Below are 26841 nucleotides of genomic sequence, written 5' to 3'. Positions count from 1 at the left end.
AATGAAACGTACAGAATATTGTGGGAAGATTACCAAAGCATATAAAGAAGAAACAGTCACCGTTACAGGTTGGGTGCAAAAACGACGCGATTTGGGTGGGATGATATTCATTGATCTTAGAGACCGTGAAGGCATTATCCAAGTTGTCTTCAATAGCGATAAAAATCCAGAAGCGTTAGAAATAGCAGAAAAAATTCGTTCTGAATATGTGATTGCTGTCGAAGGAAAGGTCGTTCTTAGACAAGCAGGTCAGGTAAATACAGAAATAGCTACAGGTGAAATAGAGATTATAGCTGATAAAGTAGAAATCTTAAACGAAGCGAAAACACCCGCGTTTGAAATATCCGATACGGCGCCAGTTTCCGATGACTTACGTCTGAAATATCGTTATTTGGATTTAAGAAGACCCAAAATGCAGGAAAACATGAAACTGCGTCATCAGGTAAAAAAAGTGTTTAGAGATTTTCTGGATGATGAAGGATTTTTAGATATCGAAACGCCTTATTTAACTAAATCGACACCAGAAGGCGCGAGAGACTATCTTGTTCCATCACGAGTAACGCAAGGAAAATTCTTTGCGCTACCGCAATCCCCACAATTGTTTAAACAATTGCTCATGAGTTCCGGATATGACCGCTATTATCAAATCGTTCGTTGTTTTAGAGATGAAGATTTAAGAGGTGACCGTCAGCCGGAATTTACGCAAGTAGATATTGAAACGAGTTTTATAGACAAAGAAGAGATCCAGAAAACGATTGAAAAATTACTTGTCCGCTTAATAGAAGAAGTTAAAGGCGTCACTCTGGAAGTACCTTTTCCACGTCTGACATTCAAAGAAGCGATGGAACGATTCGGCAGCGACAAGCCAGATCTTAGATTCGGGATGGAACTTGTCGATTTAAATGATGTGGCGAAAGAGTCTGCCTTCAAAGTGTTCTCATCAGCTGTAGAGAGCGGTGGCATGGTCAAAGGTTTGACTGTCAAGGGCGCAGCTCAGCGCTTTTCTCGCAAGAACATTGATGCCTTGGAAAGTATTGCTAAAATATATGGAGCTAAAGGTTTAGCCTGGATGAAAGTGACGGATGAAGGCTTAACGGGTCCAATCGCTAGATTCTTTAGTGATGAAACAGATCAAAATGTTCTTGTGGACGCGATGGATGCTGAAAGCGGCGACTTACTTTTATTTGTAGCTGATAAAGCTAAAATCGTCTATGATGCACTGGGTGCTTTGAGAAGTCACTTGGGGAAAGAATTGAGCCTTATAGATGAGTCACAGATAGCTTTTGCCTGGATCGTAGAATGGCCGTTGTTAGAATATGACGAAGAAGAAGGACGTTACAACGCTGCGCACCACCCATTCACCAGACCAGTAGAAGAAGATATTGATAAATTAGCAACTGAGCCTGAGAACGTCATGGCAGATGCCTATGATATTGTATTAAATGGTTATGAAATTGGCGGCGGATCTATGCGTATTCATAAGAGAGAGTTACAAGAAGATATGTTTTCTGCACTAGGTTTTACGAAAGAAGAGGCAAAAAATCAGTTTGGCTTCCTGCTTGATGCACTAGAATACGGGTTTCCACCTCATGGCGGGATTGCATTTGGTTTAGACCGCATAGTCATGATCCTTGCCAATGAAAATAACATCAGAGAAGTTATTGCCTTTCCAAAAAATGGAAGAGCTATAGATCCGTTGACAGATGCGCCATCTCTAGTTTCTAATGGTCAATTAGATGAGCTGGGATTAGCATTAAAAGAAAGTAAGCAAACGGAGGAAAAATAATGGTTTTATTAGGTTCGCATGTATCGATGAAAGGGAAAGAAATGTTGCTCGGAGCAGCCGAAGATGCTGTTGATTATGGTTCTTCAACATTTATGATTTATACGGGCGCACCCCAAAATACCCGCAGAAAAGAAATTGAAGAAATGAATATTGAAGCAGGACAAGCGTGTATGAAAGCGAACGGTATAAATGTTGCGGACATCGTTGTGCACGCCCCTTATATCATAAACTTAGGGAACACGATAAAGAAACAGAACTATGGCTTCGCCGTTCAATTTATGAAAGAAGAAATCAAACGTGCGGAAGCTTTAGGGGCAACACAAATGACCATGCATCCGGGGGCACATGTGGGTGCAGGTGCAGAGTTAGCCATTGAACAGATTGCTCAAGGTTTAAATGAGATTTTACACGAAGATCAAACCCTTCAGATCGCTTTGGAGACCATGGCGGGAAAAGGGACGGAAATAGGACGTTCTTTTGAAGAATTAGCGCAGATCATTGATAAAGTGAAACTGAAAGATAAAATATCTGTGACCTTGGATACCTGCCACATACATGATGCAGGTTATGATGTTAAAAATGATTTCGACGGTGTTTTAGCTGAATTCGACCGAATCATAGGGTTGGATATGCTAAAAGTCATCCATGTCAATGATTCGAAGAATATACAAGGAGCAGGAAAAGACAGACATGCCAATATTGGGTTCGGTGAAATTGGCTTTGACGCACTGAACTATGTTGTTCATCACGAGAAACTGTCGCACTTGCCTAAAATACTAGAAACACCCTTTGTGGGGGAAGACAAGAAAAATAAGAAAGCACCATACAAGCATGAGATTGTGATGTTGAAAGAAAAAACATTCAACCCGCAATTATTGGAAGACATTTTAAATAGTTAAGACGGTAAAAAGGAATCTGTTCGCTTACAGGTTCCTTTTTGTTATACTGAAATCAACTAAAAATACAAATTTGGGGTGAGTGATATGATCGACGGATTGTCTAGTCAGACCATTAAAGCGATCGATACCTTCACCATCGATACTATTGGTATTCCTTCGATGGTGTTGATGGAAAGGGCAGCCTTGGCAGTTGCCGAAAAGATCCTGGCGGATGAAACGGATGAAATGACATCATATGTAATCGTTTGTGGGACGGGAAATAACGGTGCAGATGGTTTAGCGATCGGGCGCCTTCTGTTTCAGGCTGGTAAGAAAGTTACTCTCTACATTGTGGGTGATACACAACGCGCTTCAAAAGAATTTAAGCAGCAACTAAAAATCATCAGGAATCTGAATTTAGATATTAAAACCTTTGATGAAGTAGCCACAGATTTTGAAGGCGACGTGGTCATCGATGCATTATTTGGTATCGGCTTAGATAGAAACGTGGAAGGATTATATAAACAAGCTATAACTAGCATCAAGGCATCTAAAGGCAAAATTATTGCACTTGATGTGCCTTCCGGCCTCTCTGCCAATACCGGCCAAGTGTTAGGGCTCGCTGTAGAAGCTGAAGAAACATATACAATAGGATTTATGAAAAAAGGCTTTGGGCATAAAGATTCAAAGTCATATACAGGCACTATCACTGTTCTAGATATAGGTTATCCAGCACCTAATTTTTTCGAAGATATCATAAAGAAGGAGCAAACCAATGGCGAATCGTTTTGATTTTCAGGGATTGAAGGCTAAAGCACCTTATTTTGAAGGTTGGTATGTGAAAACTTCAGATGCTAAACAAAACTTTAGCTTGGCGCTTATACCTGGCATAGCATTGTTCGATGAAGAAGAATCATTTGTCCAGTACAATCTGTTTTATAAAGGGAAAAGTTTAAGCGGAAAAATTACCTTTCCGCTTGAAGCGTTTGAGGTTGTGGCAGCGCCTTACTCCATACTTATGCCGTTATTTGTCTTAAGCGAAACAGGTGTGAAGGCCCATTTAGTGGATGATGACACTGACATACTGATTGATTTAGAATTCGGAGACTTTTTGAGGTTGAAACAGGACAGGTATTCACCAAGCATTATGGGACCTTTTGAATACATTAAGATGCCCTGTTCACATGACGTGGTCAGCATGCGTCATGATGTAAAAGGGACTGTCGTTATCGACGGAGAGACTGTGAAAATAGATGAGGGAACAGGGTATATTGAAAAAGACCGTGGCTCTACTTTTCCCAGCCAGTATGTATGGGCTCAGTCCAATCAATTCAAAGAAAATGATAAGAGTTCATTATTTTTATCGGTGGCAGACATCGATTTGAAAATCAATCATTTCACGGGAACCATTGCTGTCTTTCATGACGGAGCCACTGAACACCGATTCGCGACCTATTTAGGCTCAAAAGCAGAAGTCATAGTCAATGATGATCAACTTGGCTATACGGTCAAACTAACTGGCCAAAACAAATCTTTAATTGTAGAGGTAAGCTTGCTAAATGGTAACGATTTAATTGCACCCATGGATGATGAGATGGATTACACAATAAAAGAAACGGTAAAAGCTGATATAACTCTTACTTTTAAAGAAAAAAACAAAAATCCTCTTCATTTATCATCTGAGCATGGTGCAGCAGAAAGAGTTAACTGGAAATAAACAAAAAAGAAGCTGATTTTATCAGCTTCTTTTTTGAAAGGGAAAATTATTTACATAGAAGAAGTTATCGGAAGAGAATTACAAATTAAACTTTTTAACTTACCGGTATTTCTTTAAGGTATTTAGTCGGTGTTTTGCCCGTTATTTTTTTGAAAACCTTTGTGAAATACGAATGACTATTAAACCCAGCTAGATTTGCTACTTCACTCATTTGGTAATCACCTAAGTGGAAGTAGTATTTTGCAAGATAAACTCGCTGTTGGTTGACGTATCCAATAAAGGTGTTGCCCGTTTCTTGTTTAAACTTACGTGCCAGATGCACAGGATGCATACCATAAATCGAAGCAATATTGGTTAGGGTCAATTCATTGGTTAGATTGTCTGTGATATAGGTAACGATTTCTTTCATCACTGATGAGTAGTCAGACGTGGAGAATTCAGCTACAACATGACAATATTCTCTGAAAAGTTCAAAGTAAACGTGTTCAATTAAATGATTCAAAGACTGTGTATCTTTAATGATCATGGAATAACGTTCGAAGATCAAATGAAGATAAAGTGGCAAGACGCCACCATTTTTAGCAGCTATACGTGCATATGTGTTCACAGTCATTAAATGGTTTTTGAATGCGTCGATTAATTCACAATCACTATCGTTTTCCATATAATTAAATACTCGGTCAATGTTGATCAGTTCTAGTGTTGCTTCCAACTTTTCTTCATTCCCCGAACTGATGGCCTCGGCCAGTTGATCCTGCATGAGATAGCGATAATCCATGGACTCATCTGTCAATTCCTTTAATTTACTTAAACGTTCTTCCATTAGCTTTTCTTTCTCCTCTTGATTCTTCATAGTGCATAACCCTTCCTAACCATCTTTTATAGATAACACTTCATATGTTAAATATACCATAATAAAAAAAAAAATAAACATATAAGCACAAAAAACAAGTTAATCAAGTAACAATTCCACCCTCTATGTAACACATTTTCCGATTCGCAAAAAGTATAATAGTAAATATATAATCTCAGTTAAATGCAAAAACTGCTAATAAAAGATGAATAATCTGCTTTTTATTCATTTCTACAACTGATTATCATATGCGAATCGTTTCTTTTTACATGCGGATTATCTAATGATACCATTAGAAATAGACAAGTGAACAAAATATGACAGTATTGACAGGAAGGATGAAGATATGGATCGCCATATATTAGGAACATTTAAAAATGAGAGGGAAGCTGTTTTACAAGTTGAAACCCTACTCAATGAAGAGGGCTATAAGGCTAGTGAGCTGATGCTTTTAATGGCTAAAACCAATCAAAATGATGTGAAAATTGAATCATTAAAAAATGTGAAAGTTAATAAGGTGGAATTAGAAGACGAAAGTATTTGGGATAAAGTTAAAGAGGCATTCTCGTTTGGATCTTATGACAGTGACGAAAATAATTCGACACTAGAAAAGTATGGTGTTCCTCATGATCGATCTGATCATTACATGGATGCGTTGAAAGATGGAGAAATTGTGCTTCTGGCTGATACCGATGCACCTAAGCAAGGTGATTTATCCGAGGTAAATGAAGACATCATTGTAAACGAGGAGAGAGAAAAGATTATGACAGAAAAACAAAACAATCCTATAAATGAAGTGAATTCAGAAGAATCAGAAGCTATCGTAGATAAAAAACCAAGTGATGTAGATACATCTGAGAATAAGGATTTAAATGAATCCGTAGACCCAAGTCAAGTTAATCAGACACGTTCGGATGCAGATAGCGAGAGTAAAGATTTTGGTAATAATGAAGAGACACAAGGAACAGAATCGGAAGAGAAACCAGACTTGACAGGAGAAGAGGACACAATTGAAACTGAAGGGTCTGATCACGGATACGGCAATACTATTGCTAAAGGGGTCGTTAAACCTAAAGCAGTTAGCCCTTTGAATACTGATGAAAAAAGCGAGAGAAATCCACAAGATAACACGGAAGCACCAGAGTCTGAAGCGAATTATTCTGAGGAACTCGAAGAACAGGGTAAAAAATCACTCGACGATAACAAGTAACAATTGGATAAAGAAAATATAAAATAATCAGATGTAAAAAGGTGCCTGCATAATTATATCAGGCACCTTTTTACGTCCAGATTCATTAAAAAATACACGTATAAATGGTATACTAGTAACTGAAGGATAAGAGGTGCAAAAAAATGACTAAACGAAAAGAATCATCACTACCCAACCTGGTAGAATTAGGCTCTAACAAACAAGAAAAGAAAACAATAGATAAGAAGAATATAACCCTGGAAGATGTAAAACAGATGACTGAAAAAACAGATTCTGATTCATCTACAGAGCCTGAATTTGTTATTACTAAAGTACAGACTCAGAAAGCGAAAAATAGGTTCAATGTCTATGTTAACGATGAGTACGCTTTTGCAGTGGATGACTCGTTATTAATAAAATATCGACTTGTAAAAGGAAAAGAACTTGATGAAGAGACCATTGAAGAATTAAAAGTAAAAGGTGAGATGGGCAAAGCTTATCAAGCGGCGCTGCATCATCTGAATTTTAAAATGCGTACCGAAAAAGAAATCAGAGAGTATTTAGCCAAGAAAGAATATGAACAAATCGACGGAGTTATAGAACAATTAAAAGAACAAGGATTAATCGATGAGAAAGCATATGCTAAGAGTTTTGTACGAACGAATTTTCAACTTAAAACCGAAGGACCCAAAAAAATTGAGCGGTCACTTTATGCTAAAGGACTGACTCCAGATGAAATAGCCTATGGCTTAGTTGAGTATTCAGATGAAGATCAGCTTGAAAATGCAAAAAAATTAACTGAAAAAACGTTAAACAGACAACACGATAAATCGAATCGGGAAATAGAACGAAAAATAAGAGAACAATTAATGGTCAAAGGGTTCGACCGAGAGATTATTTCACAAGTACTGGAAGACATGACTTTAGAACAACCTGCAGAAGATGAGTATGATGCGCTGGTCAAGCAGGGGGACAAAGCCTTTCAACGTTATTCGCGAAAAGGTGATAAATATCAAGCAAAACAAAAGACCAAAACCTTTCTCTATTCGAAAGGATACCCCTTTAGTTTAATCGACCAATTTTTATCAGAAAAAGAGGGAGATCAGTGAGCGAGACGGATATGCTGGAAGAGAACAAGATAACAATGTGGTCAGAAGAAAAGATTCATGATTTTCGTGCAACCTTGTTACAGTGGTATGATGAAAATAAACGGGATTTACCCTGGCGACAAACAGATGACCCCTACTATATATGGGTGTCTGAGATTATGCTACAACAGACACAAGTTGATACAGTTATTCCTTATTATGAGAGATTTATTGAAACATTACCTACTATTGAGGCTTTAGCTTATGCCCCAGAAGCGATACTGCTAAAACTTTGGGAAGGATTAGGTTATTATTCCAGAGTAAGAAACATGAAAGTAGCTGCAATTCAAATCATGGAACTCCACGATGGAGAGTTTCCGACGTCTCACAAAGAAGTGTTGAATTTAAAAGGCATCGGACCCTATACAGCAGGAGCAGTGACCAGTATAGCCTTTAATCAAGTATATCCCGCGGTGGATGGGAACGTCATGCGTGTATTGAGCAGGTTATTTGAAATCGATTTGGATATCAGCAAAGCTTCAACGCGGAAAGTCTTTGAAGAGATGATCAGACGGTTGATCGATCCTGATAGACCTGGCGATTTTAATCAAGCCTTGATGGATTTGGGAGCAACCATTTGTACACCTAAAAATTATTCTCCGGAAAAAAGTCCAGTCAGAGATTTTAATGCTTCATACGTAAATGAGACCTGGGCAAACTACCCGGTTAAAAAGAAGAAAATAAAAGTAAAAGAGCAGACATTCTTTACTATCGTCATCAAAAATGAAAAGAATGAATACCTTTTTCGAAAACGTTCCTCTAAAGGAGTCTTGGCGGGCATGCTAACTCCTATCATGCTAAATCGAGATGACTTAAAAGATAGTGAATGGAAGGCCTTTAATCAAGAGGAATTCAATCAGCATCGTTCTAGCCAGGAAATTGAAGAAATGTTAAGGGAGAATTATGAATTGATTGTTTCCTTAAATGATCAGCCTAAAGGTATCCTCACTCATGTATTCTCGCATTTGAAATGGGAAATGATTGTTTTCGAAGCAGACTTAATTGCTGATCAGTCTCATTCTGCAGAACTAAAATGGATTCATCCCAATCGATTCGAAGAGGAAATGTTCCCAATGCCAACACAGAAAGTAAACAATCTAATCAAAACGTTAACTCTATTTTAAACGTAGGCAATTAAATATTCTGATTCATTATTATATCACCCCTAGTTTATGATATAATAACGAGTGAGATTGAAGAAAGCAGCGATACATTGTTAAAATAGACTAGAAAGTTGGTAATCAGATGACATTTCCTAAAGAGGGAGATTTCATCACAATCAAAAGTTATAAACATGATGGAAGTCTACACCGGACGTGGCGTGACACAATGGTGTTAAAAACAACTGAAAATGCGCTGATCGGTTGTAATGATCATACACTAGTCATAGAATCAGATGGTAGAAGGTGGAAAACACGTGAGCCGGCATTAGTTTATTTTCATAAACATTATTGGTTTAATATCGTCACAATGATTCGTCAAAAAGGGACGTCTTATTATTGTAATATGGCTTCGCCTTTTCTGATCGATGAAGAAGGTGCGAAATATATTGACTATGATTTAGATGTTAAAGTCTTTCCCGATGGAGAAAAACGCTTGTTAGATGTAGACGAGTATGAGGAACACGGTAAAAAGTGGGAGTATCCAGATGAGATAGACTTAATACTAAAAGAACACATCAAAATATTAGTTGATTGGATCAATGAAGAAAAAGGCCCTTTTTCAGAAGGCTACGTCGATCTTTGGTATGACCGTTATAAACAATTAACTGGTAAAAACTGATTGTGATGAGAAACAGTAGTTAGACAGAAATGTCTTCTACTGTTTTCCTTATCTCTCGTTTTTTTAAGTAATCATATTTTACATAGAGAGGATCAAGAGATGTGAAAAAAAGTTTTATATTAATCCCTTTATTACTTATTGCAACAATAGTTACGATTGTTTTTGGACAAAGATATTCTGCAAGGCAACGAGAAGAAATGGATGGAAATCTTGTTTCTTTTGCTGAAGATCATGAGGGTGTAAGTGAAGAAACATTGGAAACTGGAAATGATGCAGAAGAAGATGGAGCCTCCTCCCATAAAAATTTGGAATATTATGAAGAACATAGTGAGTCTCTTACTTTATATGAGTTTTTAGATTTCTTGTCCTTGAAAAACGGTGAAGTATCATTGGCTTATTATGGCGATATCGATTCGGAAGAGGCATGGGTAAATGAGTTGAATACGATGATTGCTGATTCTATAAGTGGTGATTTTAATGTTATGAATCATACATATCCAGAATATGATTCTTATGAATTATACATACAACAAACTACACAAGCAGTAATAAAGGACAGTCCGGACGTAATCATTTATGGGATGCCTGCGCTACCTGATAAAATAAGAGATATAGGACTGGCGGAAACAGAAGAATTCATGAGTTATGTTTTGGATAGCCTCTTGATACAAGAGAAAACCGAACTCTTATTACTTGATCCATATCCCGTTCCAAACGAAATAAATCAATTCAACTCTCGCTCTCTTGACTATCAAAGTTATTTAGGCAGAATGCAATCTCTTGCTGAAGAAAAAGACATTACTGTCTTACCTTTACATTCTGCATTTCTAAATGAAGCATCGGAAAATTCTCTTGCAGCATATTTCGATGATAACGACGATTTGAATGACGAAGGCACGCATCAAATTGTGACCATACTAGATACCTTTTTCAATGAAGAGTTATAACAACAAAAAAGACAAGCTGCTCATTGTATGAGCAGCTTGTCTTTTTTAGTGTAATGACCGTACTTTAGAATAATTATCCTGGTGATTTGTTTTGAAACTACTGACTAACTTGTTAAGATGTTGTAATTGTTCCTCATATTCCAAAACAGCCGACATGAGGTGAATCACGGTATTACTTTGACCATAATCATTTTCTAGATAGGATTCTAAACTTGCCTCAGTAAAGAATGAGCGCATAAACGTTTTTCTCAAATCAGACTTGTAGGCGATAAAGTTAACTTCTTCAGGTAACACACGTCCATTCCATTTTAGTATGATTTGTTCGTGAGCAGACATGAGCGTCTCAAGTCTTTCTCGCAATAGTATCCGAAGTTTATCCGGGAAATGATTATAGACATGTTCAGATTCATGTAATGTTCGAACCAGGAAATAAGCCGATTCAGTCGTACGAATAAATTGACGATAAATGACTAACAACCTCTTGAAAGACAGTTCCTTTTTTTGACCAAAAGGATGCCATTCTCCATCCAGGAGAAAACTGTGCAGACGCTTCATTTCTTTTATAGATTGTTCGATGGATTCTAAATCAATTCGCATAAGTGAATACTGACTATTTTTTCTTAAATTAACTCGTATAAATCTCGTTAAATCATCGGTTACCTGATTAGTTGTGTGAAAAAGTTTTTCCTCGTAATTTGGAGGTAAGATCAGTTGGTTAACTAAAAAGGCAACCACTACACCTATAAACGTAGCTAAAACTCTTATCACAGCATTAGATAGAATATCTCCATCCGTGGACAACATAATGATGATTAATGTCATAGTTGACAAACCGATCACATTATTTAACTTGATTTGATGTAACAGTGAAATAAGGATCGCAGTCGCAAAACTGATGATAACAAACGAAGTGCCAAAACCAGTAGCCATAATGACTGCAACAAGTCCACCAATCGAGTTTGCCACAAGACGGTCTCTTAATGTAGCATAAGATTTTTTTACAGAGGGTTGCATAGAAGCAACCACCGATATGCCTGCTAGAGAAGCAGCTTCATCCATGCCTACTAAAGAGGGGATAGATAAAGCCAGAAATACAGCAATACTTGTTTTAAAAGTTCTTGCTCCGATTTTCATAAAGTAAAGTCACAACTTTCCAAGTTTATTTTATAGTTTTCATTATACTACAAATAACCTTAATTGTTTAAAGGAAATTTAAACTTAACACTTTATCAAAAATAGGTCAACAACGCACATTTTCTTGCAAATATCGTATGGAAACTGTATCATTTAGGTAACTACAAGTAAATGATAAAGGATTGATAGAGATGAGTTATTTAGTTGACCAATCCATTGAACGGTTAAAATATAATAATGTACGGATTACCCCGCAACGACATGCTATTTTAGAATATTTGATAGATCAGGACAGTCATCCAACAGCTGATGAAATATATAAAGCGTTAGAAGAAGATTTTCCGAGTATGAGTGTGGCAACAGTGTACAACAACTTACGTTTATTTACCGAAATGGGTTTAGTTAAAGAAATGATGTTTGGTGATAATTCGAGCCGTTTTGATTTTGCATCGACTGAGCATTACCATGCGATTTGTACAAGATGCGGTAAAATTGAAGATATTTATTATCCGGGACTGGATGACGTTGAAGTCGTTGCCAGCAACCTGACTGGCTATGAGGTCAATTCTCACCGTTTAGAAATATATGGACTGTGTCCCAATTGTCAGAAAGAACGAACGTCCTAAAGAAGAAGGTGTTTTTTTTGAAAAACATACTCATTTTGGTTAACCCGTCTTCAGGAAAAAAGAACAGTGGTGATGTTGCCCAAATTGCTGAGGAAACCTTTATGGCAAGAGGGTGGCACTGTGTGACTAGAATAACAAAACAAAAAAGTGATATTGGCAAGTACACTACTGAAGCGTGTGCTGAGAAAATCGATCATCTAATTATTATGGGTGGAGATGGAACAGTGAGTGAAGCGTTAAACGCTTTAAACGGCCTATCATATCGACCAATAATCGGTATTTTACCTACCGGAACAGCTAATAACATTGCGATCGGATGGGGAATGTCGACGGATATCTATAAAGCAATTGATCAGTTGGTCTATGCTAATCAAGAAAAGTGTGATGTTGGAGAAGTGAACGGTCATTTATTTTTAAGCAGCTTATCTTCTGGAACCTTGCCTGAAACAGTGTGGGAAGTTTCAGAAGAAATGAAAAAAGCTTACGGTCCAATGGCATACTTTCTGGAAGGAATAAAGTCTCTCAAAGATGAAAAACCTTACCACTTTGAGTTAACACTAGATGGTAAAAAGTTTGAAAAAGAGAGTACTCTGCTTCTTATAGGTGTTTCACATAGTGTTTTTGGAATTCCCCGTTTTTTCTCAGAGGCAAATAAAAATGATGGAAAACTTCACCTTTTATCTCTGGATCAAACAACATTAGGTGATAAGATGATTATTCTTTCAAAATTGATTAGAAACAATGAGGAAACTGGAACAATGCCGTCATCAGTTACGATTGTTTCATTTGAAGAAGCGACAATCGACTTAATAGATGATACGGCTCATGTTGCGCTTGATGGTGAAAAGGGTCCTGATTTTCCGCTAAACATCAATGTCAGATCAGGTTATTTAACTGTTTTGATTCCTGAAAAAGCAGATAAAGGCTTTCTCTTCAATAAAGAAGCTTAATCGTGGGAAATGTAGGTTAACCTGAAAAGATTTAAATGAAAAGATTTTTTGATTGATAAAGCGTTGACAGATACTACAAGCCATGTTATGATTTAAAGGTTGATGAAGAAAAAAATTATCCGCAATAGCTCAGTTGGTAGAGCGCGTGACTGTTAATCACGATGTCGCAGGTTCGAGCCCTGCTTGTGGAGTATCTTAATGGAGAATTGTCCGAGTGGCTTAAGGAGCACGCTTGGAAAGCGTGTATACGGTTTTCCGTATCGAGGGTTCGAATCCCTCATTCTCCTTTTTTTTTTGTTTTAGGCCCCTTGGTCAAGCGGTTAAGACACTGCCCTTTCACGGCGGTAACACGGGTTCGAATCCCGTAGGGGTCATCGTAGTACTTTGGCGCAGTAGCTCAGTTGGTAGAGCAACGGATTGAAGCTCCGTGTGTCGGCAGTTCGACTCTGTCCTGCGCCATTCAACTTAATATGCTGGAGGGATAGCGAAGTGGTCAAACGCAGCGGACTGTAAATCCGTTCCTTCGGGTTCGTAGGTTCAAATCCTACTCCCTCCATTAAATAGGGGTATAGTTTAACGGTAAAACTATGGTCTCCAAAACCATCAATGTGGGTTCGATTCCTACTACCCCTGTTTCAGTAAATTGTTAAATTAATATTTATGGTACACTATTTATTGGAAATAATAATATGGCGATTGTGGCGAAGTGGTTAACGCACCGGGTTGTGGTCTCGGCATTCGTGGGTTCGATTCCCATCAGTCGCCCTTAGATGGGCTATCGCCAAGCGGTAAGGCAGCGGGTTTTGATCCCGTCATTCCTAGGTTCGAATCCTAGTAGCCCAGTAATACAAAAACTCAATGCATCTGCATTGAGTTTTCTTTTTATAATGACTTAATAAGAAAGAGTGCGTAAAAATGACAGAAAAAACCGGGAAATTTTTTATTATAATGGGGATTCTTATTTTTTTCTTATCTTTATACGTTGTTTTTAAAGATCCTTTCATAGGTGGAATAAGTCTTGTTATAGGTCTATGGAATATTTTTATAGGTTATCGTATGTCTAAAGGTAAAACGTTCTTTAAATCTAAAGATGAATAAGTAAATAAAAAAGGAAGAGATGAGCGCTAGAGGCGCTTATCTCTTCCTTTTTTATTTAGCTTTTATTCGTCATCGTCATCTGAATCGTCGTCATCATCGTTAGCAGGGGGAGTACCGTTACCAGAATTCCCATTCTGGTCTGATTCCTCATCCTCGTCTTCGTTATTCTGATTGTTTTGACCATTATCATCTTCTTCGGGTTCTTCTTCAGGTTCTTCATCATCTTCAGGTTCATCTTCGGGTTCTTCTTCAGGTTCTTCATCATCTTCAGGTTCATCTTCGGGTTCTTCCTCAGGTTCTTCATCATCATCTTCAGGTTCATCTTCGGGTTCTTCCTCAGGTTCTTCTTCATCATCTTCAGGTTCATCTTCCTCACGTGCTGGAATGGTGATATTAGTTGAAGTTTCTGGACCTGTTGTACCATAAGCTGAAACGGATAAAGTGATAGTTAAGTTTCCTTCAGGCGGTTCAGTCACGGAATACTCGGTGTCGCTTAACGTTGTTGTTTCACCACCGATAGAGAGGTTATAGGTAACGTTTTCGTCTTCATTTTCTAATGTGTAGTCATCCCAAGTGACGGACAACTCATCAGAATCTTCATCGTAATCAGCAGAGAGACCAGTTGGTGCGTCTAATTCTTCACCATAACTGAGTGATTCTTCTGTTGGTTCAGTTCCCGAAACAAATAATTCAGTAATACGCGCACTATCCGGTGTGTTTGGCCCAGGTAATTGCGCTGGATCAGTACCATCTTCAACAGTTACTTCTTTAACAGATGAAGGCATTTGCCAATCGCTGTTATCTACACCTTCAGAAACATACTGCATCACTTCTCTGTATATATGACGGGGGAGCAATCGTGAGCCATCATCAAATGATAAATAACCATCATTATTATTATCATATCCCGTCCAGACAGATAAAGAATAGGTTGATGAATAACCGACAAACCATGAGTCTGGCACAGCATCTGATGGATAACCTAATTCTGTTAATCTCTCTTCAGTGAAGTTGGTCGTACCTGTTTTACCAGCATGAGATAAATTGGAAATACCTAAAGTATTGTTATTGTTAGCCACAACATCTTTAAGCATATCGGTAATCATGTAAGCAGTGTAATCAGACATTGCTTGATTTGTTTCCGGGGATAAATCTATTTCTTGTCCATCTTGTGTGGTTACTTTAGAAACAGTATACGGTTCAGTGTAATTTCCGCCGTTTGCAAACGAAGCATAAGAGGCAGCCATTTGTAACGGAGTCATCACACCATTGATTGCATTTTGCGGAACCAATACGCCCTCATTGGACATCGGTTCGATATTAACACCTAAATTAGTAACAAATTCTTCGACTTGACTAGTCTCTAAATCTTCATTGAAAACTTTAGCTGTCGGGATATTGCGTGAGTCTACAAGTGCTTCGCGTAGACTTATTTGACCTCTATACTGGCCATCATAGTTTCTAAGGGGTGTGCCATCAGGATAAGTATATTCTTCGTCCTCAATTTGTTGATAAGTTGAGTATTGTAGATGCTCAATAGCAGGTCCGTATGTCGTTAAAGGTTTAATAGTAGACCCTGTACTTTTCTGTTGGGTTGCACGGTTCTGTCCTCTTAGGACTTCTGTATTTCGACCGCCGCCAATCGCTCTCAGTTTACCTGATTCAGCTTCTACAAGGGTTACTGCAGCCTGTACATCCTCATTAATATAGTCGACATACTCATCTGAATTCAAGACATCAAAAACTCGCTGCTGAGCTTCCATATCAATATTAGTTTCAATCGTTAAGCCTGCCGTAGCAGGATCGATCTCGGTTTTTTCTCTCACTTCATCAATTACGAGTTGCACATAAGCATCGGTCACAAGTGCGTTATTATCAGCACTACTTAGCTCAACTAATCCTTCTTCGATAGGAAGGGCCTTAGCTGCCTCTGCTTCGTCAGAGGTAATATGACCTTCGTCACGCATGACGTTGATGACTACATCCCGGCGATCTTTAGCTACTTCAGGATTGACGTAAGGGCTGTATCGATTAGGCGCTTGAGCCATCCCTGCAAATAAAGCTGCTTCATGTATCTCCAGTTCACTGACCTGTTTGCCGTAATATTCTTCAGCTGCAGTGGAAATGCCATACACATTGCCGGCCATATGGATTTTATTCATGTATAACGTGATAATCTGTTCTTTCGATAATTGACGCTCAAGTTGAATGGCTAACCAGGCTTCTTGTGCTTTTCTTTGTAATGTCTGATCTTCTCTTGTTGTAGAAAAGACAGATAACTTGACTAACTGCTGGGTAATGGTGCTACCCCCACCAACAATTTGCCCTCGGTTAGTAACGTATCCGATAGCTGCTCGTCCAATACCAATCGGGTCAATGCCCATATGATCAAAAAAACGCTGATCTTCAATGGCTGTCATCGCGTCAAGCATAACGTCAGGATATTCATCGGCTTCAGCATACTCTCGCGTTTCGGCACCTAACGTGTAAAATACATTACCGTCTTTATCTAGTAATTCAGAGGAATAAGTACCCATTAAATCTTCTTCAGTCATTTCAGGTGCATTTGAAGCATAGTAGGCGAAGAGAGCTCCGCCAGCAACAAGGACCATTAAAAAGAGGGTTATAAAGGTAAGAATGATACGTTTAAACCATTTTTTTGGTTGCTGCGTGGTGCTTTTTTTTGATGATTTTTTATAATCTTTACGAGACATTTCATCTTTTTGTGACATGTTACGCTCCTTTAATAATCTCTTTTTAAACCCATTGAAATGGGCTTGTTTCATTTTAGTATATCAGAGAAGAACTTTACACTACTTTTATAAATGAGTCAATAATGTCGTTCTTTTCTTAAAAATCTTTTAAATATTTTGTTCATTAATCAATCGATCAACAACGACTAAATAAGGCAGACGAGGGGAGAGGCCATAGTTGATTTCAATGGCCTCTGTTTCAATCACTTTTAGTGGAATAGATTTTTTCCCTTTCTCTTCAAACTGCTCGTTCCACCATTTATTTAGTTGAGGGAAATTAATTATGAAAACGCGGTTTAACGTACTAAAACGGATAACAACAAAGCAGATGCCTCCGTGCTCATAACAGGCCTGCATATGATTCAGTTGATGATCATGAAAGTTTTTTAAAGGAAAAGAGGTTTTATTTTGCGTTTCTTTAGCTTCAAAATCAATGTAGTGACCTTTATACACGCCATTATAATCCGTTGTGGATGCTCTCCGGTAGTATGCTTCAGTAATTTTTGCCGCACTGCGTCTTGGGTAATCAACATTAACTACCTGTATTGGAATAGGTTTTTTATGAATGACCGCTTTTTTTCTCAAAAGATAATAATCATTCGTTGCGTTTAAATCTTCTTCTAGGGTCATCCCGCGCTTACTGTAAGAAATTTTCTTTTTCTTAGGTTGATTTTCAGTCTTCTTTTTGTCATCATGAATATGATATAGTTTTCCGTTTGGATACCGAATAGTCAATGTGTTCACAACCTTAAATTAATATAACTCTAGTTTACCAAACAATGACAGGTGAATGTAGAATGGAGGAGAAACTTATTAAAAATTTATACGTCAGCGGCTACCGATCCTTTGAACTTTCAATATTTTCTGCCGATGACCCCAAAATAGATTATATAAAAAAATTCTTCAAAAGAAAATTGATTGAATATATCGAGCAAGGCATGGAATGGGTCATTATATCCGGCAACTTGGGTACGGAGTTGTGGATGGGAGAAGTCGCACTGGATTTAAAAGCAGACTATCCTGAACTGAAGCTCGCCTTATTATTACCTTACACGAGCTTTTCAAGTAAGTGGAATGAAGTCAACCAAATGTACTACAACTCAATCGTCGAACGGGCGGATTATATCAATTACACTTCAAATCAAGATTACGCCAACCCAGGCCAGTTGAAGAACAATCAGAAGTTCATTGTTAAAAATACGGATGGATGCCTGCTCTTTTATGATATGGATCATGAAGGTAAAGTTTCATTCTTCTATGATCAGGCTTTGAAGTATCAGGAAAAACACCCTTATAAAATAGAAACAATCTCATTTGACGAACTTCAGTGGTTTATTAATGATTTACTTGAAGAAGAGCGTTTTGAAGAAGAAGAAGAACAATAATAAAAGGTTAGGACAGATGTCCTGACCTTTTTCTTTTGAAATATAATTAAGTTTAATAAAATTCGGATTAGTTGTAATTGGTACCAATATGGCGATTTTTGGAAGTACTTAAGGATAAATAGTTTTGAGCGATACCAATGAGGTAGTTATTGATAACAGCCTTATAATAATAGAGCTAAGTAATGTTAATATGTCATAAGTTAAGTTAGCAACAAGCAAATCAGAATTATCGGGGTGTCTTCATGTACCTTAAGGTATGGAGACTACTGGGTTGTTGAAGTCGTCAGAAGTAAGTTATTCTGGTTAGTGATAAATGCGCAGGAAAAGCTGCTGATCAAGTGTTGGTATATGAAGTATATGTATATATATATTTGTAAAACTGAGATAATTTAAAATAAAATGATATTGAACCGGGTTATCTTCACTTTTAGGCTTATATTTGTTATAATGATATTGCACGTACAAGAATAGTGTATAATAGCGAATTCAATTAGTATCTTCATAATTAATTAAAGACGAATAGATGGGGTGTAGTTGTGAATAAAGAGTTGACCCAAAAAGAAATTTTAGAAAAAGATTTTAAGTCAAAAATGCGCGGATATGATCCAACAGAAGTCGATGAATTTCTTGATGTTGTGATCAAAGACTATGATGCTTTTCAAAAAGAGATTGAACAGTTAAAAACTGAAAATGACCGTTTGCTTGATAAAGTGGATGAACAGTCCAAACAAATGACCACACAAAGCTCAAGTTCCGGTCAAACAAAGTCTAACGTATCAAATTTCGATATCTTGAAACGTCTATCTAACCTGGAACGACATGTTTTTGGATCAAAATTAGAAGACGAGTAAAATTAAATAATGTACATCACGGATAATCGCACAGCTCAATAGAGTTGTGAGGAAAGTCCATGCTCACACAAGCTGCGATGCTTGTAGTGTTCGTGCGCGGCGAAACAATAAGCTGCGGCTCCCAGGTATGGGATGACGGCAGGAAAAAGAGCTACGGGGAAACCTATGCTTGAGTACCCTTGAAAGTGCCACAGTGACGAAGCAAACGTGGAAACGCGTTTGGTGGAACGCGGTAAACCCCTCGAGTGAGCAACCCAAACTTTGGTAGGGGCACTTTTCTCCTGGAATTGAACAGAGAGAAGAGGCAGGGCTTAATGCTCGTGCAGACAGATGGTTATCTCGGATAAGACTTCACCGTTTTATCTAGACAAAACATGGCTTACAGTGATGTACATAGTGGTGAAATCCTCTCTTTTTTAGAGAGGATTTCTTTACGTCAACAGTGTTTCATGCATACTATTAAAATAAGAGAGGTGGCAAATGAATGACCTATAAATTACTCGCTACAGCCGCAAGTGGGATCGAAGCCCTTGTTGGAGATGAACTAAAAAAATTAGGATACGATGTCCAAGTTGAAAACGGACGTGCAAGATTTGAAGGCGATAAAGAAGATATCGCTAAAGCCAACCTATGGCTGCGTACAGCTGACCGTGTGAAGATTATTGTTGGTGAATTTGAGGCCAAAACGTTTGATGACTTGTTCGAACAAACCAAAGCTCTACCATGGGATGACTATTTATCTATGGACGCAGCTTTTCCAGTCAGCGGTAAGTCGATAAAATCAACATTGTACAGTGTACCGGATGTACAGCGTATCGTGAACAAAGCGATAGCTGAAAAAATCAAAGATGTTTATCACAGAAGAGGCATGCTACCCGAAACAGGAGCGAAGTTTCCTATTGAAGTGGCCATCAGAAATGATAAAGTGTTACTCACTATTGATACAACTGGACCTAGCTTGTTTAAACGCGGATACCGTAAAGAAAAAGGCGGGGCACCAATAAAAGAAAATATGGCTGCTGCTTTGGTGCTATTAACAACTTGGCGTAAAGACCGTCCATTTATTGATCCAACGTGTGGTTCTGGAACGATTCCAATAGAAGCAGCACTTATCGGACACAATATCGCACCAGGATTCAATCGCACATTCTTGTGTGAAGATTGGGACTGGATGCCTAAAGAATTATGGCAAAAAGCACGTCAGGATGCAGAAGATCAGGCAGATTATGACGTCGAACTGGATATTCTGGGAACAGATATCGATGGCGACATGATTGAAATCGCCAAAGCGAATGCATTGGAAGCAGGACTTTCGCACAGTATTAAATTCAAGCAGATGCAACTGGCGGATCTTAAGACAGACAAAGAATTCGGCGTTATCATCTCCAACCCACCTTATGGCGAACGACTGGGAGATCCAGAAGACGTCTATCAATTATACCGTGAAATGGGAGAAACGTTTAAACCGCTTGAAACATGGAGCAAATACATCATTACAAGTGACTTGGACTTCGAAGAACATTATGGAAAAAGAGCAACTAAAAAACGTAAACTCTATAACGGATACATCCGTACGGATTACTTCCAATATTGGGGCAAGCGTCCATCTAGAAAATAGAAAGCAAAAAAGGCTGGTTTCCAGTCTGCCTTTCTAATTCAGTTAAAACACTTTTAGTGCAAAATTTAAAATATTTTAAATATGGAAAACTAAACAATAAAAGAGCACAATGATACCTTATCTTAAGGTTCATTGTGCTCTTTTATTGATTTTGAAATGCGTTTCAATTAGTCTTGAGCGGGTAAGTCTTCGATTGAGTTGATATCTTCCATGTAGGATGGAACGACAAAACCTATGACTGTCCCTGTTAAGTTAGGTCCTAAATCAACAATATTCTCACCGTATGTTTCCATAAAGGCACCTGCCGTTGTAGGCAGCCATGCGCCAGCTGTGGCATCGACTTCGCCTAGGTTTAAAGCCTGGTAAAGAACCGCCGGATCCAAGTTAGTGATAGTGACATCATATCCTTTTTCTTCTAGGACACGTGCCATGACATTAGCCGAAGAACGTTCGGTATCCCATGGAATTGAGCCTAATTCAAATGGAGTGCCATCGACATCGTCTATACCTTCCGTCCACTCATTGACTAAGTCTCGATTATTATCTATCCATTCTGCAGTAACGTCCTCAAAGTCTCTTTCCAAACCTTCGAGCATGACTTCCTGCATATCTTCTGTTGTCCATTCAAATCGACTGAGTATTTCAAAAGCTTCAGGCATATCTTTTTCAAGGCCGGTACGTGTTAACGTGTTGATGCCTTCTTCACCCCCGAAAACGTTAAGAGGGTCTTCTAGAATTTTTAGGTCATATAATTCAAATATGTAATGAGGAGTCCAACCAGTCACAACGATTGGCTCCTCGTTATCGATTGCCTGAGCTAATTCAGTCAACATGCCGGCAGTAGAACTCTCCTGGATTTCCCATCCGTTTAAGGTGTCATATTCTTCAAGGGCTTTACGGGCTATTTCGGCCGTGCCTGATCCGGGTTCTATACCTGTAATCGTATAGTCTAAAGATTCACCGACGTTTTCATCCTGAGAAACAGCGCTATCATTTCCTCCACAAGCAGTAAGTAAAATTGGTGCAAAAAGCAGCACCACAGTTTTTGATACTGTAAATCTTTTCATTTTTTTCCTCCTAAGATTAATAGAAATACAACTTTTCCATGATAACATAGAAGGGGAAATATATAAAATATGGTACGAAATGGGCATAGTTGGCTACTATGCTCAAATCCAAAGGTTAATGTATAAAAGTATTGTTTCTGGTTTGTTTTTTGGTATATACTTAATTACATAGTGAACTAGTGAATGTTTATTACAGATTTAAATAAAAATTTACATTGGAGGTATTGTAATGACGAACAAACAGAGTGATTTATTGAAATATTTATTGATCAGTTTTCTGCCTGTAAGTATTTATGCTTTTATTTTGTTAAATACATCAAACAATTTATCCATTATTTTTCATTTGTCATTTATGATCGTCATTGGTTTCATTGCTCAAGTAGCTTTTAGAATATATATCGAGAAAACTAATGTTTAGGAGCGGGAAGTGTGCTATTGAATAAGAACCGGAATAAACTGAACTTTGCTGCTACGTTTATGATAGCGATGATAGGTAGTTTGATGCCATTGATCAGAGCAGTAATAAGGGAACGTTTCGCTTTTACTGCAGTTGAGTCTCACAACTATGTATTGGTTGCATTAGGATTGATGAGTTTTCTCATATCTTTTCAGATCGTTGAATGGATGAAGATTACTAAAAAAAAGAATGAATATTACTTAAGTATACTTGGTGTGCATTTCATTACCACGATGATTCTGATGATGTTTGTTTCTGTGGGCTATGCACTACTTGCTTGAAGGTTCATATGTGTTTAAATTAACTATATTTTAAACTTTGATATTGAAGCTAGTGATTCTGGAAAAGATAACATAAAAAGCTCTAGAAGACTTGGATACAAGTCTTCTAGAGCTTTTTATTGCTACACTGTAAATATCGTATATATCTGCTAACAACTTAAATAGATGTCAAACTATAAAATGAGCGCTCCGATGATACCGAATATCATTATGGGAATATTATAGTGCATAAAGGTTGGTACACACGTGTCCCAGATATGGTCATGCTGTCCGTCAACACTGAGACCGGCAGAAGGGCCGAGCGTGCTGTCAGATGCTGGAGATCCAGCGTCACCCAAGGCTGCAGCAGAACCAATTAAGAGCACCGTTGCCATTGGACTGAATCCTAGTTCTAATGCCAGGGGAACGTAAATGGCAGCAATAATTGGGATGGTACCGAAAGAAGTACCGATACCCATAGTAATCAGCAGTCCCAATACAATCATACCGGTAGCGGCAATTAGCTGGTTACCACCAATTACCCCTATTACTGATTCAACGAGGGTCTCTACACCACCCGTTGATCGAATGACATCTGCGTAACCTGAGGCGACGAGCATGACAAAGGCAATAAAGCCCATCATGTTTATACCGCTTTTCATCATGACATCGATACTGGACCATCTAATAGCTCCGCCGACAAGCATGATGAATAAGCCTAGTATTGCACCTAAGACTAAAGAGCCTAACCATAACTGTACAACCAAGGCAGCTACCGCGCCGGCTATGGCGAAAGCATGGTCTTTATTAAACGTAACTTCTTCTGACTCCAGGTGCTTGAACCCAAACTTGAACCCAGATTCTTCACTATCTCTGTATTCACGGGGTTTTCGGTATGTAATCAAAACAGCTACCAAAAGGCCTATGACCATGGCAAGGCCAGGAATCCACATGACGTGCCATACTTCACCGTCTACAAGCTCTAGTCCGCTTGAAGCCATCTCATCACGAATGATATTATGGAAAATCAAGCCGTAACCGACCGGAAGAGCAACATACGGTGCTTTTAATCCGAAAGTTAAAGCGGAAGCGACAGCTCTTCTGTCAATCTTCAGTTTATTCATTATCATGATTAGCGGTGGGATCAGTATAGGAATAAATGCAATGTGCACCGGGATCAAATTCTGAGAAAAAATACTGATGAAGGCAATGATAAAGACTAAAGATTTTCCCGTTCCTTTCATACTCTTTGATAATTTCTGAGTAATGATGGTTGCGGCACCGGTTTTTTCAATTGCAGCAGCGAGAGCACCTAATAAGATATAATTGAGTGCCGTTTCTGCATTTCCGCCCATACCACCAAGTAGGACTTCCATGGTTTCAATCAATGTCATATCTGCAGCTAGACCGCCTACTAAAGCCGCAATAATTAAAGCGAGTAATACATTAAGTCTCAGCAGGGATAATGACACCATGACAATAACTGAGATGATAACAGGGTTTAATAACAAATTCTCACTCCTTTTTCAAAATAATATCATATTAACGATTAAATAATAGTACCATACTTTTTATTAAGTGACTAAAAGAAAATAGAGTATTGTAAAAATTTAAAAAATCAGAAATAACTGCTTGTTTTCATGCACTTATTTCTGATGATGTAAATAAATAAACAAGAATTCTAGCTTCTATATTTAAATTGCTGATAGGTATTTCGACAGATCAAATAAAAAAATTAATAGCTTCATGTTATTGAAATATTACGTATAAAAAGCAGGTATCAACTAAATGATACCTGCTTTTTAATTAAATTAAATTTAAATTTCTACTTGTAGCACAAGATCTTTGTCGTTCATCATGGATTCATCAAACTGTTTGATGGTTTTAGATGAAATAATACCTGCGACAATACTGTCATTAACATTTAAGAACGTTCGTGCCATATCGATGATCGGTTCAACGGAGATGACTAAACCAACGATTGAGATAGGGAGACCCAATGAGCCTAAAACGATCAAAGCTGCAAAGGTTGCACCGCCACCAACACCGGCGACACCGAATGAACTGATTGCAACAACAGCCATAATAGTCAGGATATACATTGGATTGGTGATATCGATACCCACCGTTGGCGCAATAATAGCCACAAGTGTAGCTGGAAAGATTCCAGCACATCCATTTTGACCGATGGATAAGCCAAAGGTTCCGGCAAAGTTTGCGGAAGCATGATCGACACCTAATACTTTTGTTTGTGTTTCAATATTTAAAGGCAATGTTCCAGCGCTCGAACGTGAAGTGAAAGCGAAACTGAGAACGGGCCATACTTTTTTTACATAAGTGATTGGATTGACTTTATATCCGGCTAATATAATTAAGTGAATAATAAACATAACACCGATTGCCACATAAGATGCTATGACGAAAAGTCCTAAATTCAATAGCGCTTGGAAATTGCTTGTCGCAATAGCTTTAGTCATCAAGGCGAATATACCATAAGGGGATAAGCGCAGAACTAAAGTGACGATTCGCATGACAATAGCATACAAGCTATCAATGATGTTTTTAAAAGTCTCTGCTTGTTCCGGATCTTTTCGTTTTATACCCAGATAGGCAACTCCCACAAAGGCTGAGAAAACAACAACAGCAATGGTACTTGTGCTTCTTGAGTTGGATAGATCCGAGAAAACGTTACGAGGAATGAAATTTATCAACTGTTCAGGGATTGTTGATTCTTCGACAGTTGCCTGACTTTCCTGTAACTGTTCAATACGCGCACTTTCTTGTTCTCCTTGAACAAATTCCGCCCCGTCTAAATTGAAGGCCATGATACTTAACACACCGATTAAAGCAGCTACGGCTGTTGTAGCGATCAAGGTAATTAAAACGGATGAGCTGATTTTACCTAAATCTTTACTTCCTTGAATCTTGGTGAACGCTCCAATAATTGAAACGAAAACCAATGGCATGATCAGCATTTGTAAGAAGGCTACATAGCCGTTTCCTACGACATTGATCCATTCCATTGCTCCAACTGTAATGTTACTTTCTGTTCCAAATAAGAGTTGTAAGGCTCCACCAAAAATAATTCCTGCACCTAATCCGATAAATACGCGTGTAGAAAACTTAACATGTTTTTGTTGAAGTTTCCATAACCCGAAAAGTGTGAGGACAAATGCAATTAACACACTAACTATTCCTATAATAGTCATAAGAAATCTCTCCTTTAATTGTCTTTTCCTAAGAAAAGAAATGCGTCATAGGGTTAAAGGCCCTAGATAAAGATTTTTTTCCGAAATCAGTATCCGTATAGCTTACTTTTGTAAACTTAAAAACGAGACTCTATTATAATACCTAGTGCACAACCGAATTGCAAACAATATTAAGGGCTTTTATAAATAGTTTAACTCTGGAAGGGAAGATGTGTCATCCGCTTTACCTCACTTTTCTTATTAAAGACTGAAATCGTATGTTATGATGGGAAAGAAACTGATTTTAAAGTACATAGTTTAAAAGGAGAGAGTAGAATTGGATTGGATTAATCTTATGGTAGAAATAGTAAAACCCATCGCATTAGCTATCATCACTTTACTGGTCGGTCTAATAGTTATCAAAGTGATCGTTAAATTAATTGGCAGTCAGATTAGCCGGTCTAAGCTAGATGAAAGTTTAAAACCGTTCTTGATGTCGATAGTAAGTATAGGTCTGAACGTATTATTGATTGTAAGCCTCATTGGTATATTAGGTATACCAACGGCCTCGTTTGTGGCTATACTGGGATCATTTGGCTTGGCCTTAGGTTTGGCTTTTCAGGGATCATTATCTAACCTGGCTGGCGGAGTATTGCTGCTGACTATGCGTCCATTTAAAGTAGGGGACTATATTGAAGGAGCTGGATATGATGGAACGGTTAAAGCCATTCAAATCCTGTATACAGAATTGATCACACCAGATAATAAAATGGTCTACATCCCAAATGGAAACTTGTCTAATTCAGGGATCGTAAATTATTCAGTACACGATACACGTCGTGTTGATTTTACTTTTGGTGTGGGTTATGAAGAAGACAATCATCATGTTATTCAAACGCTTGAAGGCATCATCGCTAAACACACATTGATATTAAAGGATCCAGAACCTTTTATTCGTCTATCCGGACACGGAGACAGTGCGGTCGAATACACGGTTAGAGTTTGGACGAAAACAGAAAATTATTGGGTGGTCCATTTTGATTTAATAGAAGAAGTCAAAACAACCTTTGACCGAGAAAAAATTTCTATCCCTTATCCACAAATGGATATTCATAATATATAAGAATCAAGACGTATCCTGCGATTCTATTAGT

The 26841-nt window shown here is 38.1% G+C and carries 25 protein-coding genes, 8 tRNA genes and 1 other RNA gene; 27 read left to right on the top strand and 7 right to left on the bottom strand.

The window, feature by feature from the left end; all coding sequences use genetic code 11:
* Position 1: 1 nt before the first annotated feature.
* The 4 genes from aspS (at position 2) to ACO1PF_RS00330 (ending at position 4381) form a co-directional block, all read left to right on the top strand.
* The gene (aspS, locus tag ACO1PF_RS00345; protein WP_423189396.1) at positions 2-1786 is read left to right on the top strand and encodes an aspartate--tRNA ligase; all 1785 of its coding nucleotides are present in this window, start codon (positions 2-4) and stop codon (positions 1784-1786) included.
* A gap of 26 nt (positions 1787-1812) precedes the next feature.
* A complete protein-coding gene (locus tag ACO1PF_RS00340) occupies positions 1813-2685 on the top strand; it encodes a deoxyribonuclease IV (RefSeq protein ID WP_423190472.1) in 873 nt (290 codons plus the stop codon).
* Positions 2686-2769: 84 nt separating this feature from the next.
* Positions 2770-3456 (top strand): NAD(P)H-hydrate epimerase, encoded by a 687-nt coding sequence (locus ACO1PF_RS00335; RefSeq protein ID WP_423189395.1) that lies wholly within the window; start codon positions 2770-2772, stop codon positions 3454-3456.
* A complete protein-coding gene (locus tag ACO1PF_RS00330; RefSeq protein ID WP_423189394.1) occupies positions 3440-4381 on the top strand; it encodes a tocopherol cyclase family protein in 942 nt (313 codons plus the stop codon). Before ACO1PF_RS00335 ends, ACO1PF_RS00330 begins: the two co-directional genes overlap by 17 nt.
* Before the next feature lie 94 nt (positions 4382-4475).
* On the opposite strand, the gene ACO1PF_RS00325 is transcribed toward ACO1PF_RS00330, so the two are convergent.
* Complete coding sequence (locus ACO1PF_RS00325) at positions 4476-5234, bottom strand: helix-turn-helix transcriptional regulator (protein ID WP_423189393.1); 759 nt, start codon at positions 5232-5234, stop codon at positions 4476-4478.
* A 346-nt stretch (positions 5235-5580) separates the two neighbouring features.
* On the opposite strand from ACO1PF_RS00325, the gene ACO1PF_RS00320 reads away from it, so the two are divergent.
* From ACO1PF_RS00320 to ACO1PF_RS00300, 5 genes are all read left to right on the top strand, one after another.
* Entirely contained in the window at positions 5581-6444 is an 864-nt protein-coding gene (locus tag ACO1PF_RS00320; RefSeq protein WP_423189392.1) for a general stress protein, read from the top strand.
* A gap of 143 nt (positions 6445-6587) precedes the next feature.
* Complete coding sequence (gene recX / locus ACO1PF_RS00315) at positions 6588-7532, top strand: recombination regulator RecX (RefSeq protein ID WP_423189391.1); 945 nt, start codon at positions 6588-6590, stop codon at positions 7530-7532.
* Positions 7529-8695 (top strand): A/G-specific adenine glycosylase, encoded by a 1167-nt coding sequence (gene mutY / locus ACO1PF_RS00310; RefSeq protein WP_423189390.1) that lies wholly within the window; start codon positions 7529-7531, stop codon positions 8693-8695. Before recX ends, mutY begins: the two co-directional genes overlap by 4 nt.
* A 121-nt stretch (positions 8696-8816) precedes the next feature.
* Positions 8817-9353 carry a nucleoside tri-diphosphate phosphatase gene (gene ntdP, locus ACO1PF_RS00305; protein WP_423189389.1) on the top strand — a complete coding sequence of 179 codons (537 nt, stop codon included), beginning with the start codon at positions 8817-8819 and terminating at the stop codon, positions 9351-9353.
* Positions 9354-9454: 101 nt separating this feature from the next.
* Positions 9455-10300 carry a hypothetical protein gene (locus tag ACO1PF_RS00300; protein WP_423189388.1) on the top strand — a complete coding sequence of 282 codons (846 nt, stop codon included), beginning with the start codon at positions 9455-9457 and terminating at the stop codon, positions 10298-10300.
* 45 nt (positions 10301-10345) lie between these two features.
* On the opposite strand, the gene ACO1PF_RS00295 is transcribed toward ACO1PF_RS00300, so the two are convergent.
* Positions 10346-11434, bottom strand: a complete 1089-nt coding sequence (locus ACO1PF_RS00295; RefSeq protein ID WP_423189387.1) for an FUSC family protein — start codon at positions 11432-11434, stop codon at positions 10346-10348.
* A 191-nt stretch (positions 11435-11625) separates the two neighbouring features.
* On the opposite strand from ACO1PF_RS00295, the gene perR reads away from it, so the two are divergent.
* The 11 genes from perR to ACO1PF_RS00240 all read left to right on the top strand — a co-directional run bounded on the left by perR (position 11626) and on the right by ACO1PF_RS00240 (position 14108).
* Positions 11626-12060: a peroxide-responsive transcriptional repressor PerR gene (gene perR, locus ACO1PF_RS00290; protein WP_423189386.1), complete on the top strand. Its 435-nt coding sequence runs from the start codon at positions 11626-11628 to the stop codon at positions 12058-12060.
* 17 nt (positions 12061-12077) lie between these two features.
* Positions 12078-13010, top strand: coding sequence for a diacylglycerol/lipid kinase family protein (locus tag ACO1PF_RS00285; protein WP_423189385.1), 933 nt, complete (start codon positions 12078-12080; stop codon positions 13008-13010).
* A gap of 118 nt (positions 13011-13128) precedes the next feature.
* Positions 13129-13201, top strand: a tRNA-Asn gene (locus tag ACO1PF_RS00280).
* A gap of 9 nt (positions 13202-13210) precedes the next feature.
* Positions 13211-13297 (top strand) — tRNA-Ser (locus ACO1PF_RS00275).
* Between the two features lie 15 nt (positions 13298-13312).
* A tRNA-Glu gene (locus tag ACO1PF_RS00270) sits at positions 13313-13384 on the top strand.
* A 12-nt stretch (positions 13385-13396) separates the two neighbouring features.
* Positions 13397-13469: transfer RNA gene (locus ACO1PF_RS00265), tRNA-Phe, on the top strand.
* A 16-nt stretch (positions 13470-13485) separates the two neighbouring features.
* A tRNA-Tyr gene (locus tag ACO1PF_RS00260) sits at positions 13486-13566 on the top strand.
* 6 nt (positions 13567-13572) lie between these two features.
* Positions 13573-13643 (top strand) — tRNA-Trp (locus ACO1PF_RS00255).
* A gap of 59 nt (positions 13644-13702) precedes the next feature.
* Positions 13703-13775 (top strand) — tRNA-His (locus ACO1PF_RS00250).
* 6 nt (positions 13776-13781) lie between these two features.
* Positions 13782-13853, top strand: a tRNA-Gln gene (locus tag ACO1PF_RS00245).
* A 72-nt stretch (positions 13854-13925) separates the two neighbouring features.
* On the top strand, positions 13926-14108 hold the full coding sequence (locus ACO1PF_RS00240) for a hypothetical protein (protein ID WP_423189384.1): 183 nt from the start codon (positions 13926-13928) through the stop codon (positions 14106-14108).
* A gap of 62 nt (positions 14109-14170) precedes the next feature.
* Here the strand turns inward: ACO1PF_RS00240 and ACO1PF_RS00235 are convergent, their stop codons facing one another.
* Complete coding sequence (locus ACO1PF_RS00235) at positions 14171-16840, bottom strand: transglycosylase domain-containing protein (RefSeq protein WP_423189383.1); 2670 nt, start codon at positions 16838-16840, stop codon at positions 14171-14173.
* A gap of 129 nt (positions 16841-16969) precedes the next feature.
* The gene (recU, locus tag ACO1PF_RS00230) at positions 16970-17596 is read right to left on the bottom strand and encodes a Holliday junction resolvase RecU (RefSeq protein ID WP_423189382.1); all 627 of its coding nucleotides are present in this window, start codon (positions 17594-17596) and stop codon (positions 16970-16972) included.
* A gap of 62 nt (positions 17597-17658) precedes the next feature.
* Between recU and ACO1PF_RS00225 the strand changes: the two genes are divergently transcribed.
* The 4 genes from ACO1PF_RS00225 to ACO1PF_RS00210 all read left to right on the top strand — a co-directional run bounded on the left by ACO1PF_RS00225 (position 17659) and on the right by ACO1PF_RS00210 (position 20715).
* Positions 17659-18246 (top strand): DUF1273 domain-containing protein, encoded by a 588-nt coding sequence (locus tag ACO1PF_RS00225; RefSeq protein WP_423189381.1) that lies wholly within the window; start codon positions 17659-17661, stop codon positions 18244-18246.
* A 590-nt stretch (positions 18247-18836) separates the two neighbouring features.
* Positions 18837-19097, top strand: a complete 261-nt coding sequence (gene gpsB, locus ACO1PF_RS00220) for a cell division regulator GpsB (RefSeq protein WP_423190471.1) — start codon at positions 18837-18839, stop codon at positions 19095-19097.
* 14 nt (positions 19098-19111) lie between these two features.
* Positions 19112-19484: RNase P RNA component class B (gene rnpB / locus ACO1PF_RS00215), an RNA gene on the top strand.
* A 97-nt stretch (positions 19485-19581) separates the two neighbouring features.
* A complete protein-coding gene (locus ACO1PF_RS00210) occupies positions 19582-20715 on the top strand; it encodes a THUMP domain-containing class I SAM-dependent RNA methyltransferase (RefSeq protein ID WP_423189380.1) in 1134 nt (377 codons plus the stop codon).
* A gap of 167 nt (positions 20716-20882) precedes the next feature.
* Here the strand turns inward: ACO1PF_RS00210 and ACO1PF_RS00205 are convergent, their stop codons facing one another.
* Positions 20883-21782, bottom strand: a complete 900-nt coding sequence (locus ACO1PF_RS00205) for a glycine betaine ABC transporter substrate-binding protein (RefSeq protein WP_423189379.1) — start codon at positions 21780-21782, stop codon at positions 20883-20885.
* Positions 21783-22011: 229 nt separating this feature from the next.
* On the opposite strand from ACO1PF_RS00205, the gene ACO1PF_RS00200 reads away from it, so the two are divergent.
* Both ACO1PF_RS00200 and ACO1PF_RS00195 read left to right on the top strand, forming a co-directional pair.
* The gene (locus ACO1PF_RS00200) at positions 22012-22200 is read left to right on the top strand and encodes a hypothetical protein (protein ID WP_423189378.1); all 189 of its coding nucleotides are present in this window, start codon (positions 22012-22014) and stop codon (positions 22198-22200) included.
* Positions 22201-22217: 17 nt separating this feature from the next.
* A complete protein-coding gene (locus ACO1PF_RS00195; protein WP_423189377.1) occupies positions 22218-22520 on the top strand; it encodes a hypothetical protein in 303 nt (100 codons plus the stop codon).
* A 173-nt stretch (positions 22521-22693) separates the two neighbouring features.
* Here ACO1PF_RS00195 and ACO1PF_RS00190 read toward each other — a convergent pair whose 3' ends face one another.
* Positions 22694-24010 (bottom strand): Na+/H+ antiporter family protein, encoded by a 1317-nt coding sequence (locus tag ACO1PF_RS00190; protein WP_423189376.1) that lies wholly within the window; start codon positions 24008-24010, stop codon positions 22694-22696.
* 306 nt (positions 24011-24316) lie between these two features.
* Positions 24317-25708 carry an L-cystine transporter gene (locus ACO1PF_RS00185; protein WP_423189375.1) on the bottom strand — a complete coding sequence of 464 codons (1392 nt, stop codon included), beginning with the start codon at positions 25706-25708 and terminating at the stop codon, positions 24317-24319.
* 316 nt (positions 25709-26024) lie between these two features.
* Between ACO1PF_RS00185 and ACO1PF_RS00180 the strand changes: the two genes are divergently transcribed.
* The gene (locus ACO1PF_RS00180; RefSeq protein WP_423189374.1) at positions 26025-26810 is read left to right on the top strand and encodes a mechanosensitive ion channel family protein; all 786 of its coding nucleotides are present in this window, start codon (positions 26025-26027) and stop codon (positions 26808-26810) included.
* The last annotated feature ends 31 nt before the right edge of the window (positions 26811-26841 follow it).

Source organism: Alkalibacterium sp. f15, from assembly GCF_049389645.1.
Taxonomy (GTDB): domain Bacteria; phylum Bacillota; class Bacilli; order Lactobacillales; family Carnobacteriaceae_A; genus Alkalibacterium.
This window is presented reverse-complemented; position numbering and strand designations above follow the sequence as displayed.

What these genes read in the sequence shown, in the direction of transcription:
- ACO1PF_RS00320 (WP_423189392.1), top strand. Translation starts at nt 5,581, where the DNA reads ATGGATCGCCATATATTAGGAACATTTAAAAATGAGAGGGAAGCTGTT.
- ACO1PF_RS00235 (WP_423189383.1), bottom strand. Translation starts at nt 16,840, where the DNA reads ATGTCACAAAAAGATGAAATGTCTCGTAAAGATTATAAAAAATCATCA.
- gpsB (WP_423190471.1), top strand. Translation starts at nt 18,837, where the DNA reads ATGCGCGGATATGATCCAACAGAAGTCGATGAATTTCTTGATGTTGTG.
- ACO1PF_RS00200 (WP_423189378.1), top strand. Translation starts at nt 22,012, where the DNA reads ATGACGAACAAACAGAGTGATTTATTGAAATATTTATTGATCAGTTTT.
- ntdP (WP_423189389.1), top strand. Translation starts at nt 8,817, where the DNA reads ATGACATTTCCTAAAGAGGGAGATTTCATCACAATCAAAAGTTATAAA.
- ACO1PF_RS00240 (WP_423189384.1), top strand. Translation starts at nt 13,926, where the DNA reads ATGACAGAAAAAACCGGGAAATTTTTTATTATAATGGGGATTCTTATT.
- ACO1PF_RS00225 (WP_423189381.1), top strand. Translation starts at nt 17,659, where the DNA reads ATGGAGGAGAAACTTATTAAAAATTTATACGTCAGCGGCTACCGATCC.
- ACO1PF_RS00330 (WP_423189394.1), top strand. Translation starts at nt 3,440, where the DNA reads ATGGCGAATCGTTTTGATTTTCAGGGATTGAAGGCTAAAGCACCTTAT.
- ACO1PF_RS00335 (WP_423189395.1), top strand. Translation starts at nt 2,770, where the DNA reads ATGATCGACGGATTGTCTAGTCAGACCATTAAAGCGATCGATACCTTC.
- ACO1PF_RS00340 (WP_423190472.1), top strand. Translation starts at nt 1,813, where the DNA reads ATGAAAGGGAAAGAAATGTTGCTCGGAGCAGCCGAAGATGCTGTTGAT.
- aspS (WP_423189396.1), top strand. Translation starts at nt 2, where the DNA reads ATGAAACGTACAGAATATTGTGGGAAGATTACCAAAGCATATAAAGAA.
- ACO1PF_RS00205 (WP_423189379.1), bottom strand. Translation starts at nt 21,782, where the DNA reads ATGAAAAGATTTACAGTATCAAAAACTGTGGTGCTGCTTTTTGCACCA.
- ACO1PF_RS00325 (WP_423189393.1), bottom strand. Translation starts at nt 5,234, where the DNA reads ATGAAGAATCAAGAGGAGAAAGAAAAGCTAATGGAAGAACGTTTAAGT.
- perR (WP_423189386.1), top strand. Translation starts at nt 11,626, where the DNA reads ATGAGTTATTTAGTTGACCAATCCATTGAACGGTTAAAATATAATAAT.
- ACO1PF_RS00210 (WP_423189380.1), top strand. Translation starts at nt 19,582, where the DNA reads ATGACCTATAAATTACTCGCTACAGCCGCAAGTGGGATCGAAGCCCTT.
- recX (WP_423189391.1), top strand. Translation starts at nt 6,588, where the DNA reads ATGACTAAACGAAAAGAATCATCACTACCCAACCTGGTAGAATTAGGC.
- ACO1PF_RS00295 (WP_423189387.1), bottom strand. Translation starts at nt 11,434, where the DNA reads ATGAAAATCGGAGCAAGAACTTTTAAAACAAGTATTGCTGTATTTCTG.
- ACO1PF_RS00185 (WP_423189375.1), bottom strand. Translation starts at nt 25,708, where the DNA reads ATGACTATTATAGGAATAGTTAGTGTGTTAATTGCATTTGTCCTCACA.